This window comes from Corynebacterium silvaticum (assembly GCF_002162115.2).
Taxonomy (GTDB): Bacteria; Actinomycetota; Actinomycetes; order Mycobacteriales; family Mycobacteriaceae; genus Corynebacterium; species Corynebacterium silvaticum.
Genome location: NZ_CP021417.2, coordinates 861,336 through 873,188, shown reverse-complemented (window position 1 = coordinate 873,188; position 11,853 = coordinate 861,336). Strand labels below are relative to the sequence as shown.

Below are 11,853 nucleotides of genomic sequence, written 5' to 3'. Positions count from 1 at the left end.
GCCAAGGCGATTATCCTTATCAACCATGAGTACTCTTTCCAGCGAAGCATCACGTCGCCGAACTTTTGCAGTCATCGCCCACCCAGACGCAGGTAAGTCCACGCTGACGGAGGCCCTCGCACTGCATGCGCACGTCATTGCAGAGGCTGGTGCTGTACATGGCAAAGCCGGTAGGAAGGCGACCGTCTCCGACTGGATGGATATGGAGAAAGACCGCGGCATCTCCATCGCCTCCTCGGCATTGCAATTTGAGTACGCTCCCGAGGGACACACCGGCGAGCCTTTTGTAATCAATCTGGTGGATACGCCCGGTCACGCAGACTTTTCTGAGGACACATATCGTGTGCTCACCGCCGTCGATGCCGCAGTTATGCTTATCGACGCCGCCAAAGGCCTCGAGCCGCAAACCCTCAAACTCTTCCGCGTCTGTAAAGCCCGCGGCCTCCCCATTGTCACCGTGATTAACAAGTGGGACCGCCCGGGCCGCACGCCACTAGAGCTTGTCGACGAAATCGTCAACGAAATCGGCCTCCAACCCACCCCACTCTTCTGGCCAGTAGGAGATGCAGGAGACTTCCGTGGGCTTGCACGTATCAACGCAGATGGTGAAGCCGCAGAATACATCCACTTCCTACGCACGGCCGGCGGCTCCACCATCGCGCCTGAGGAGCACTATGCTCCGGAGGAAGCAGAACAACGCGAAGAGATTGCGTGGGAAACCGCAGTGGAAGAAGCCGAACTTCTTGCAGCAGACGGGGCCATACACGACCAGGACCTCTTCCTCGATTGCACTACGTCGCCGCTTATTTTTGCGTCTGCGATGCTGAACTTTGGTGTCCATCAAATCTTGGACACTCTTTGTAGCCTCGCCCCTTCTCCTAGTGGCCGAGCATCCGACGCTAAAGCAGTTTCCGATGCTACGACGGCGATCGACGAGTCACGCGACGTCACCGATGACTTCTCCGGCGTAGTTTTCAAGGTCCAGGCTGGTATGGACAAAAACCACCGCGACTCCCTAGCTTTTATGCGCATCGTATCTGGTGAATTTGATCGCGGTATGCAAGTCACCCATGCACAATCGGGGCGTAGTTTTTCCACGAAATACGCACTCACGGTTTTCGGTCGAACCCGTTCCACCGTGGAAACCGCCTACCCTGGTGACATCGTTGGTCTGGTGAACGCTGGTGCTTTGGCGCCCGGTGACACGATCTTTGAGGGACGGAAAGTCCAATATCAGCCAATGCCGCAATTCGCCCCAGAACACTTCCGTATCCTCAGGGCCAAGTCTCTAGGAAAATACAAGCAGTTCCGCAAAGGGTTGGACCAGCTTGCCGCCGAGGGCGTTGTTCAGATCCTTAAAAACGATGCCCGCGGCGATGCCGCCCCGGTCATGGCTGCGGTTGGACCCATGCAGTTTGAGGTCATGATGGCCCGGATGGAAAACGAATACAACGTGGAGACCATCTCAGATCCCATCCCCTACTCCGTTGCACGTCGCACCACACCAGAAACCGCAACAGAGCTTTCCAAGCAGCGCGGCGTGGAGGTATTCCAGCGAACAGACGGTGAGCTCGTGGCTCTCTTTGGGGATAAATGGAAGCTCGCTTTCATAGAAAAGGAACACCCCGAGTTCGAGCTTCTGCCCATGGTCGCAGACTAATCACGTACTCACGATAAACAGAAAGGCCACAGTCCCTGTGAGAACTGCGGCCTTTTTGCGTTTACCTCGATAGTTCCTCTGCAAAACGATCCGTTGCTGCTATAAGAGCGGCAACATTTTCTTTTTCGCTCGCGGCGTGTCCGGACGTCGGTGAGAAATGGAATTCCGCCTCTGGCCATGCCCGGTACAGATTCCATGCGGTAACGGGCGGGCAGACAACGTCGTAACGCCCCTGAACAATCACCGCGGGGATGTCCCGGATGCGTTCGATATTGGCAGGTTCTAGCAGTTCACCGTCGCGCATAAATCCCTGGTGCACAAAATAATGATTCTCAATGCGTGCAAATGCCAGGGCAAAGCGCTCATCCTCATGGTCGTGGGTGTCTCGAATCTCTAGGAAAGATGTCGATCCCTCCCAGACGCTCCACGCACGAGCAGCTTCAAGCGCTACAGTGCGATCGCTCGAATGGAGAAGCTTATGGTATTCAGCGATCAAATCCACACCAGCGAGGTGGGTCGCTCCTGATAGATCATCTGCGGCAGGCTTTTTATTCTCTGGGATGACGGAGAGGTACCGCTCCCACTTGTCGGGGAATAAGTGCGCAGCACCACCGTCATAGAACCAATCCAACTCAGTCTTTCGCAGCATAAAGATCCCCCGAAGCACCACGGCGAGCACGCGGTCTGGATGCGTTTGGGTGTATTTCAGGGACAAGGTAGAACCCCACGAACCACCAAAGACCAGCCATTTATCTATTCCGAGTTGCTGGCGTATCGCCTCTATATCCTCGACCAGCTTGTGCGTGATATTCATCGCCAAAGCTGCTTCTAGATCAGTGTCCGGATCTGCGATATGCGGCGTGGATTTTCCGCAGCCGCGCTAGTCGATCAAGATGACCCGATACTTATCTTGATCAAAAAATCCTGCGTTCTCTTTTGTTGTTCCGCCACCAGGTCCGCCGTGGATAAAGACTGCTGGGATGCCCTGCGGGTTTCCATATTCTGTATAAGCAATGCGCTGTCCGTCGCGTTCAATATATGATTCGCCAATCGGGTCAGCTACCGGATAAAGAGTTGTCATTCTTCACAGCCTAGCTATGAAAGCTGCGTAGGAGGAGGATGGGGAGTTGGTGTTATGGGGTGGGCGTCGACAAGCCCGCTATAGATGCGAAACTCCCATGAGGACCAGGGCGATGGCCACCAGGTAACCAGCCCACAGGGCTACACGGTCGCTATTACACCGCGCCCACTCAAAAGCCCTGCCCAAGGGGCTCTCTGGGAACGCACGCACAAATCCCACGCCTACTGCGCAGAAAAACGGAAAGCTCAGCGCAAGAGATGCATAGAGGAACAACGCGATGTAGCTGAATGTTTTGCTGTAGTCGCCGGTGGCAAGATACGCCAAACCAGTGAAAAACGGAATCGACGTAATCGATTGCGCCACTCCCAGGACAAACCCCACCACCATCGTCTTCACGCTTGGTGTGCGCAGTGGTTTGAGTAACCGTTGCACTAATCCAGCTGAATCGCCACCGCGCCAGGTAAGAATTGCTCCGGCGATGCCCGTCACTATCAAGATCACACCAAACACGGGCGAGTCTATGAAAGCGCGGACTTTATCTTCTATTGAGTGAAACAGCGCCAGCGTGGGAATTGAAAGGAGAAAAACGCCTAACCAATCCCCCAGGATCAAAAGCGATACTATTTTTCCGTAGCGCCCCCCGCGAGGCACCAGTAGAGCCACCGCAACAATGACTCCGATGAGTAAAACGTTAACGGAGTCCATGAGAGCATAGCTCACAGCGTGCAACACGATGAAGACTCCCTCGTCTTAAAAATCACTGACAGCGTGATCATTGATCACAGCCTTAACGAGTGTACGGATTTCCGCCAAACTTGCGCAACGCGTCACTACAAACCACAAGCTGAGGACACACATGAGTTGGTCCTGTTTTACGCCCCAAAGTCCGTGATCACCACATACATCTGCACGGCAGAGAACTCCGGAAGAGCGCTCATCGGTTCTTGGAGGTCTTTCACATTCTCTGCTATCTGCAGTGCCCATGGATCAGCAACACCTTCTGGCCGTTCCTGTGCCACTGCAGCTCTACCTAGAAGGCGGAAAATATAAAGTCTTGTGGCGTTGACTAAGCGACATGTGCCGCACACTATCCCAGCCCCACCCTTAAATAGCACTAATTTTCAAAAGCTGTCTCCATGAAACAACAGCCACATTCCCCATTAGGGTGTGCCACTGGCGGGAAAGTTCACAGGAAATATCTGCCCTACCCGCTTCTTTCACTAACATTGCGGGGGTGTGCGACTGCTTTGAATGTCGCCGCTCGATTTCACACTTCGACACTACTTAAGGCTCTACCTCCCATGGCACAGGACTGGAACGATAAGCTCGAATCCGCACAAAAGATGCTTCCCTTAATCGGGCAGCTACACCGCAACAACAACGTGGTTGTCTCCGTCTTTGGCCGGTTGCTTATCGACGTCACCGACATCGACATCATCAAGGCACACCGCTACTCACGCCTAGCTACAGAAACAGAGCTTTCGCCCGCCGATACTCTCCCAATCCTGGAAGCAGTGGCACGCCTGAACCTGGGAACCGCCTCAATCGATCTGGGCCGCCTCGCCGTGCTTTATCGCGAACAGGGTGGCGAACTGGAACAATTCCTCTCCTCTGAGCTTGCTTCAGTTATCGGAACCGAATCCGGGCAGGAGCCTACCGACGTAGTGCTCTACGGCTTTGGCCGGATTGGCCGTCTCCTAGCCAGAATCCTTATCGCACGCGAAGCCGCCCATGGCGGAGTCCGACTCCGCGCCATTGTGGTTCGTAAAAAAGGCGACGGCGATATCATCAAGCGCGCCTCCCTGCTACGACGCGATTCCGTTCACGGAGCATTCAACGGCACCATCACGGTTGATGAGGACAATGAAGTCATCTGGGCTAACGGCACCGCAATCAAGATGATCTATGCCAATGATCCTGCCACCATCGATTACACCTCTTATGGCATCAACAACGCCATCGTGGTGGACAACACCGGAGTCTGGCGTGATCGCGCAGGTCTTAGCCAGCACCTTAGCGCCAAAGGTGTCCAACGAGTCATCCTCACCGCCCCAGGCAAGGGTGACCTCAAGAACGTTGTTTATGGCATCAACCACAATGACATTTCCGATTCTGATCAGATTGTCACCGCGGCTTCCTGCACCACCAACGGGATCACGCCTACCCTCAAGGTGATCAACGATCACTATGGCATCGAAAACGGCCACGTAGAAACCGTGCACTCCTTTACTAACGATCAAAATCTGATCGATAACTTCCATAAGGGAGCTCGTCGCGGGCGCGCTGCTGGCCTGAACATGGTGTTAACGGAAACAGGAGCCGCAAAGGCAGTGTCAAAGGCTCTCCCTGAGTTCGAAGGCAAGCTCACCGGCAACTCCATCCGCGTTCCCACCCCCGATGTGTCCATGGCGGTGCTCAACCTCACCCTAGAGAAGGAAGCCTCGCGCGATGAGGTCAACGAGCTCATGGACAAAGTAGCGCTGCATTCGGATCTGCGTCAGCAAATTTCCTATATCAACTCCCCCGAAGTCGTATCTTCCGACTTTGTAGGCAGCACCCATGCAGGCATCGTCGACGGCCTTGCCACCATTGCGAATGGGAAGCACCTTGTGCTCTATGTCTGGTACGACAATGAGTTCGGGTATTCAAACCAGGTTATCCGTATCGTCGAGCACGTAGCTGGTGCACGCCCCAAGGTTCTCCCAGAGCGTATCCCTTCAGATCAGATTTAAGCCCCACACAAGCGCTAAAGGTGCGGACTTCGAGGAGTCCGCACCTTTAGCTTTTTCAATTATATGGTGCGCCACCCGCCCCTATACAAGCAATACACGCGCAGACTGCCACGGCCACGCGAGAAGTGAGGACTGCTGCGAGACATGAACACATGCCCTCAACCCCATTGCCCTATGTATAGCGTTATTTCCCAAAAGAGTGAATGAAGATCGGTGCCCAAGATCCCCTAGCCGAGATTGTGCCACGTGTGAAAAGCTGACATCTTTCCACACCTCAACTACGGGGAGACCTTCACCTTCTTCTAGGAAAAGAAACCTACTACAATGTAGGAGCGGGTGAACGCCGTCTTTATATCCCAAAACCTCATCTGGGATTAAAACCAGCTACCCCTTGTACCAGGGAAGTTCTATAAGGAAACGGACAACAAAGTCTTATGTCCCCACGGCGGACTGTATCGATGGGAGAACCGTATCCGGTTCAATCCCTTAGAAACCACGCTAAAGCGCATAATTGCATACTGCTTTCTCTCTGGGCTCGAATCCCCGCAAGCCTGATGTACATGTGCTGAAGCCGGTCTCCTGGCTACTGCTGCCATTATTCCTGTTCCCTTCCCGCTTAGCGCAGTGAGAACACGAGGCTTTCTTGTGCAGTTACAGTGGCGGGGTCCGCTGCCGGATTTTCACCGGCATTCCCGATCGCTTCAGCTAAGTCATCACTCTAGCAAGGCTTCGCGCAAAGGGCACCCACTTTAAAAAAATCGTGGGAAACCACACCTAAAAGCGCCCACCGATGTTTATGTGCCTTCTGTTCGTTCTTGCTCCCCTACGTCCTGTATGTAAACGCATTACCCTGCCATGAGTACGCAAGCCCCAGTGGTTTCATTACCTGACCGGACCTGTTTTTCTTAGGTTCGCTAGGATGAGCTAAAGATCATTCACCTTTCGCGGAGAATTGAATCACTGTAGTTCCCTTGTGTACCCGTGAAGTATCCCTCTCGACAGCACAACGCCCCGCTTCACCTTGGCGTATCCATCACTGTGTCTCCCTATCTTGAAAGGTTGTTGCGAATGTTTTTACCTGCCCCCACACATTTCAACGATGTGATCGTCGACGGCGTTATTTCCCAAGCTGAAATTTCTGAGGCATTCACTCAACTACTCGGATACGTACACGAATACGAGTTCAATGCCACGCCCACCGGTTATCAAGTCCAATTTCATACCCGGCATGGGCTACATACTTATGAGGGCGTGCTAGCTGCCCATATTGATTCTGAGCGTGAGTGGAGATGGGCTCAGGAATACACGTTTGATATCCCGGAGCTTTCCCTCACGCAACCGGCAAGCGACGAGCTTGTTGCAGCTGCACGAACCCTCAACGGAAATGGGCCGGCATATTTAGTGCCTCTCGACGACGGCGCGTTGGATGTGGTCATCCTCAGCGATGTTCTCCCTCATCTATCCATGCCTGCAGCATTAACCGTGGGGCTAGGCAGCCTGCTTGCAGCTGACCCAGATGCTCTCCGAAGAGCCGTCCTGGCGTACGCCGCCCAGCGAGGGCTCAGTTTTCACGAGAATTCCGGCCATCTTGAGGTCTCTTCCCCCGATGGGGAGACCGCGTGCATAGATATCGCCCGAGGCACAGTAAGCTGCCCCGAATGGAACGGCAAGAATCTCTCGCTCTCCGACGTCCAATCAGATGCAGCGTTAGTTTCCGCAGAACATCAGCTTTTATTTGAGGGAACCTATCCCGACGCGCATGTGGCCGTAGATCCCCACACGGCTACTGCAACCATCAAATCTGCTTATGGAGAATCAGCGACCGCAGAGGCCACGATTCTGGCTGTAGTAGATGACAACTGGACATGGGCGTGGAACGATGAACAGCTCATGCACTCCCCCGGTGTAACGCGAGCACTAGGCCTCAAGGCTTTCGCGATGGACAACGGCATACCCGAGCTATTAGGACAACCCATCCCGCTGCACCGCGCCCAAGAACTCGCGCTTGAGTCTGTGGCAAAACCCGTGCTCCGAGAGTGGGTCCACGCGGTGGCTTCCCTGCCGGACGGTCGCCGCGTCATGCTTTTATTGCAGTCGCCCCGGCTCCAATTGCCAGCTGCAACAAAAGCTTCTATCGCAGCCACTCTCTGCTGTCCGCTGGCGTCCATGGTGAATACCCAGAGGGCTATTGCCACCTATGCGCATTTCCGCGGCATCGCCCCATCGGCGTTTGATGGCTACACGCTTCGTCTCAGCTGTTCGGATGGAAGCGTACTAGTATCTTTCAATGCCAATGGAGCTATCGTCGGGGTGAACTAGTCAAAGAGCCCAAGGATTCTTTCAAAAGGCTCCGGGTCAACAGCCGCTGTGTCCTTGGGGTCAAAATGAGGCTCTCTATCTTTATCTACCAGCACCGCGCGGACCCCTTCTGCGAAATTGGGGTTTGCGCGCATGTGCTCACCCAAAGCGACTTCGTGGTCGAGCTCTTCCCGCAATGTTGAGCACAGTGCTGATGCTCGCATCAAAAGGGTGGATGCTACAAGCGACTCCGGGTTTGCCCCTTTGAGCAATTCAGCGACCTGAACAGCAAATACCCGGTCAGGGTGTGCGCCTAGGGCATGCTCAATTTCAGGCCAGGTGTCAAAGTTAAAGGTTTTCTCAATGTTGGGGTAGAGCTTTTCTAGTTCCGATTCTCCCGGCGCGTCTGTGGAAAAAGCTTCCAGAGCTTCATCCAGGGATTCAGCGATTATCATTTCGCGGAACTCAGCAAATGCAGCGCTTGGCACAAAGTCGGTCGCCACTCCTGCCCACATCATGTCTGCGGTACTCATGCGCCAGCCAGTTAAGACGAGGAAATTGGCTAGGGGCAGCGAGGTAAAGCCCTTGAGGCCTGTCATCCGCTGAAGCATAAAGGGAACCCCCACGTCGGGGTTAAATCCGATAGCCATCTCTGGCATCGCAGCAAAAGCTTTCTCGCTAATGACGCGGTGGGAGCCGTGCACGGATACTCCGAGTCCTCCGCCCATAGCTACGCCGTCGATAAGCGAAATATAGGGCTTGGGGAACAACGCAATGTTGTTATTCATTTCGTATTCGTCGGCGAAGAACTGGTCACTTGCGCACCCTTTGCCCGCGAGAATCTGTTCCCTGCTGGTGCGCACGTCACCGCCAGCGCAAAACGCCTTTTCTGAGGTGGAATACACAACAACTCTATGGACGGCATCATCATCCCACCATGCGTCTAGGGCCTGGTCGATCCGATCAATCATTTCTTGGTTCAAAGAGTTCAGGGCTTTGGGCCGATTCAGCTCGATAATTCCCGTGGTGTTTTCCACGTAGACGTTGACTACTTCCTGATTGCGGTATGTGCTGTCCATTGCATTCATAACCCCCAGTGTTGCACATCACTTAAATAATTGCAGCAGATTTTTCCGATCAGGTGCTACAGGCCGACGGCGACAATGTGTGTGGTCGTAGTCAGTGGTAGGCTATTAACGCACATTATGCGGGTTGTATGCCCGCAGTCCCGCAAAGACGCAGTCATGCGGTTCAACAACGCTAGAAGGAACAGATGACCCCTCGCATTATCGCCACGGACATGGACGGAACTCTGCTCAATCACAAGCATGAAATTCCCGAGTCTTTTTGGCCGCTCCTCGAACGGATGCATGAGCAAGAGATAATTTTTGCTCCGGCAAGCGGGAGGCAACTGTATACGCTTCTGAATCAATTTGAGCGCAGCTCCAAGCGGCTCTCCGTGATCGCTGAAAATGGAACCGTTGTCTACCACGAGGGGTCCATTGTTTCTGTCACCACCATTGATCGGGACCTGGCGCACACAGTCATTGCAATGATGGATGCCACGGATCTCCCCTGGGGACTCATCCTCTGCCGCGTCGACGGCGCCTTTATGCATAAACATAAAAAGCACAAACAGTTTTTGGCTGAGAGCATCCGCTACTACGCACGGTTAGAACAGGTCGATGACCTGCATTCTTATGTTGACGATACCGTAGTTAAACTGGCGATCTTTACCGAGGCTGATGCGGAATCCATAGCAGCCCCGCTTATCCGCTCAGCAGCCCAAGAACTCAACGTGGTGGTTTCTGGCCGTCATTGGATTGACGTGATGAACCCCGAGGCCAACAAGGGAGTCGCTTTACAGGCCCTCGCGGAAGCTACTGGCACCCATATGAGCGATACCCTCGCATTTGGTGATTTCCTCAACGACCTTGACCTATTACAAGCAGCTGGCACCTCATACGCCATGGATAACGCCCATCCAACGATCAAAAGCATCTCCGATGCGGTGGCCCCCTCCCATGCGGATGAGGGCGTGATCCACGTGGTATCGGGCATCCTCGATGCTCTGGAAGCCCGCACCCCTAGCGCCTAGGCGAGACCAAGGAACCCTCCTCCTACTATGAACCCTCTATCACAGCTTCTCGACGCCACCCTCATCATCGGCGGAGTCCCCATTCTCTGGCGCGAGATCATCGGTAACCTCTTTGGCTTGGCTTCTGCATATGGGGGCATGAAACGCGTCGTCTGGGCGTGGCCAATTGGGATAGTGGGCAATCTGTTGTTGTTCACGGTCTTCTTGGGAGGAGTCTTTCACACTCCACAGAACTTAGACCTATACGGGCAAGCTGGCCGCCAGATTATGTTCCTCATAGTGAGCACTTACGGGTGGTGGCAATGGTCTCGGGCTAAAAAACGTGGCATGCGTGAATCGACCGAAACAGACCCCTCACGTTCCATTGTGAGCGAACCTGCCGAGGAGTCTTCTGCTGTTCAGCCGCGTTGGGCGAGCAGCAAAGAGCGCTGGAAGATGGTGGGGGTAGCCGTCGTCGGCACCGTTTTCTTCGCGTGGGTCTTTACCGCCCTTGGGTCCTGGGGCCCCTGGGCCGATGCATGGATTTTCACCGGCTCGATGCTGGCCACGTATGGGATGGCCCGCGGCTGGACGGAATTCTGGCTTATCTGGATCGGGGTCGATGTTGTGGGCGTCCCTCTCCTACTCGCTGCAGGCTACTATCCTTCAGCCATCTTGTATCTGGTCTATGGGGCCTTTGTCCTGTGGGGATTCTTTGTGTGGCTCAAGGTTCAGTTCCGCCCCGCGTCTATCCATTAGTGCCATGAAAAAGCACCGACGGCTGGTGGAAGCTTGCCGTCGGTGCGATATAAGCGCGAATGCCTTAGCAAAGACAAAGGCAGACTATTTCTTCTTTTTACGCTTTGTCTTTTTCTCTTCTAGTTTCGCGGCTACGTCGGGGACATAGTGGAAGTCGGAGCGTGGTGGCCGGACATAGTCTTTATCCTGCGGCGGACGTTGAGGAATATCGGGCAGCGGTCGATCAATTTTTTCATAAGGAATAGTGGAAAGAAGATGGCTGATCACATTGATGCGTGAGCGCTTTTTATCTTCTGATTCCACGGTGTACCACGGCGCTGAGGGGATGTCTGTATGAATGAACATCTCATCCTTGGCACGCGAATATTCCTCCCACCGCATGATGGACTGCAGATCCATCGGCGAGAGTTTCCATCGCCGCAGTGGGTCGCTACGGCGCGATTCAAATCTCTTAATCTGTTCCTCATCAGATACGGAGAACCAGTATTTTCGCAGCATAATGCCGTCTTCTACAAGAAGTCGCTCAAAGATGGGAGCTTGATGCAAAAAGCGACGGTACTCCTGTGAGTCACAAAAACCCATAACTCGTTCCACACCAGCACGGTTGTACCATGAGCGATCAAAGATAACGATTTCTCCAGCCGAGGGGAGCTTTTCTACATACCGCTGGAAATACCATTGCCCTTGTTCTCGCGAGTTAGGCGCGGGAAGAGCCTCAATCCTGCATGTGCGGGGATTCAGGTATTGCGTTATCCGCTTAATAGCAGATCCTTTACCCGCGGCGTCGCGTCCCTCCATAATCACTACGACGCGAGCGCCTGTCTCCACTACCCATTGCTGCATATCTACAAGTTCAGCCTGCAGCTTTTTGAGTTCTTTCTCGTAGGCTTTCTTAGAGAGTTTTCTGGGAGCTTTGGTGGTCTTCTCTTCTGCGCGTTCTTTTGCCATGTGATCCAGGATACTGATCTCTGGCTACAGTGTGTGCAATAAAAATCAGTGTTCTTCCTGGTTAATAAAATCTGCTGCGCAGGTTATCGGAATAGTCTCATTGTCTGGTGCTGATTCTTGTTTTCCATAATCCAGATCCAGCTTTGTATAAACATCCAGGTTGTAGCCACACCGACGCTTATCGTGCACAGTGAGAGTCACAGGGAAACTATGAAACTTTCCTTCAGCACACGTCTCTTTGCAATCATTAACCCACGCGGTGCCGCGCCCTATCGCCTGTTCTCCTCCCCACTTATTC

At 53.7% G+C, this 11,853-nt stretch carries 10 protein-coding genes, 1 pseudogene and 1 riboswitch; of the genes and pseudogenes, 5 read left to right on the top strand and 6 right to left on the bottom strand.

Going from position 1 to position 11,853, the window contains the following annotated elements; translation table 11 throughout:
• Nucleotides 1-25 precede the first annotated feature (25 nt).
• Nucleotides 26-1,660, top strand: coding sequence for a peptide chain release factor 3 (locus tag CBE74_RS16615; protein WP_087453673.1), 1,635 nt, complete (start codon nt 26-28; stop codon nt 1,658-1,660).
• 61 nt (nt 1,661-1,721) lie between these two features.
• On the opposite strand, the pseudogene pip reads toward CBE74_RS16615, so the two are convergent.
• From pip to CBE74_RS16600, 3 genes and pseudogenes are all read right to left on the bottom strand, one after another.
• Nucleotides 1,722-2,741, bottom strand: a pseudogene (pip, locus tag CBE74_RS16610) (prolyl aminopeptidase).
• Nucleotides 2,742-2,819: 78 nt separating this feature from the next.
• Entirely contained in the window at nt 2,820-3,473 is a 654-nt protein-coding gene (locus tag CBE74_RS16605) for a hypothetical protein (protein ID WP_087453672.1), read from the bottom strand.
• Between the two features lie 140 nt (nt 3,474-3,613).
• Nucleotides 3,614-3,760 carry a hypothetical protein gene (locus tag CBE74_RS16600; protein WP_171483248.1) on the bottom strand — a complete coding sequence of 49 codons (147 nt, stop codon included), beginning with the start codon at nt 3,758-3,760 and terminating at the stop codon, nt 3,614-3,616.
• Nucleotides 3,761-4,042: 282 nt separating this feature from the next.
• Between CBE74_RS16600 and CBE74_RS16595 the strand changes: the two genes are divergently transcribed.
• Nucleotides 4,043-5,473: a glyceraldehyde-3-phosphate dehydrogenase gene (locus CBE74_RS16595; protein WP_087453670.1), complete on the top strand. Its 1,431-nt coding sequence runs from the start codon at nt 4,043-4,045 to the stop codon at nt 5,471-5,473.
• A 552-nt stretch (nt 5,474-6,025) separates the two neighbouring features.
• Nucleotides 6,026-6,192: riboswitch (cobalamin riboswitch) on the bottom strand.
• Nucleotides 6,193-6,541: 349 nt separating this feature from the next.
• Nucleotides 6,542-7,792: a DUF6882 domain-containing protein gene (locus CBE74_RS16590; protein WP_087453669.1), complete on the top strand. Its 1,251-nt coding sequence runs from the start codon at nt 6,542-6,544 to the stop codon at nt 7,790-7,792.
• On the opposite strand, the gene CBE74_RS16585 is transcribed toward CBE74_RS16590, so the two are convergent.
• On the bottom strand, nt 7,789-8,859 hold the full coding sequence (locus tag CBE74_RS16585) for an enoyl-CoA hydratase/isomerase family protein (RefSeq protein WP_087453668.1): 1,071 nt from the start codon (nt 8,857-8,859) through the stop codon (nt 7,789-7,791). The two genes, CBE74_RS16590 and CBE74_RS16585, sit on opposite strands and share 4 nt — an antisense overlap.
• 185 nt (nt 8,860-9,044) lie before the next feature.
• Here CBE74_RS16585 and CBE74_RS16580 point away from each other — a divergent pair, with 185 nt between their 5' ends.
• Together CBE74_RS16580 and CBE74_RS16575 are read left to right on the top strand one after the other, a co-directional pair.
• A complete protein-coding gene (locus CBE74_RS16580; protein WP_087453667.1) occupies nt 9,045-9,869 on the top strand; it encodes a Cof-type HAD-IIB family hydrolase in 825 nt (274 codons plus the stop codon).
• Between the two features lie 27 nt (nt 9,870-9,896).
• Complete coding sequence (locus CBE74_RS16575) at nt 9,897-10,607, top strand: nicotinamide mononucleotide transporter family protein (protein ID WP_087453666.1); 711 nt, start codon at nt 9,897-9,899, stop codon at nt 10,605-10,607.
• Between the two features lie 84 nt (nt 10,608-10,691).
• Here the strand turns inward: CBE74_RS16575 and ppk2 are convergent, their stop codons facing one another.
• Both ppk2 and CBE74_RS16565 read right to left on the bottom strand, forming a co-directional pair.
• Nucleotides 10,692-11,555, bottom strand: coding sequence for a polyphosphate kinase 2 (gene ppk2 / locus CBE74_RS16570; RefSeq protein WP_087453665.1), 864 nt, complete (start codon nt 11,553-11,555; stop codon nt 10,692-10,694).
• A 45-nt stretch (nt 11,556-11,600) separates the two neighbouring features.
• Nucleotides 11,601-11,756 carry a hypothetical protein gene (locus CBE74_RS16565; protein WP_225870116.1) on the bottom strand — a complete coding sequence of 52 codons (156 nt, stop codon included), beginning with the start codon at nt 11,754-11,756 and terminating at the stop codon, nt 11,601-11,603.
• Nucleotides 11,757-11,853 lie beyond the last annotated feature (97 nt).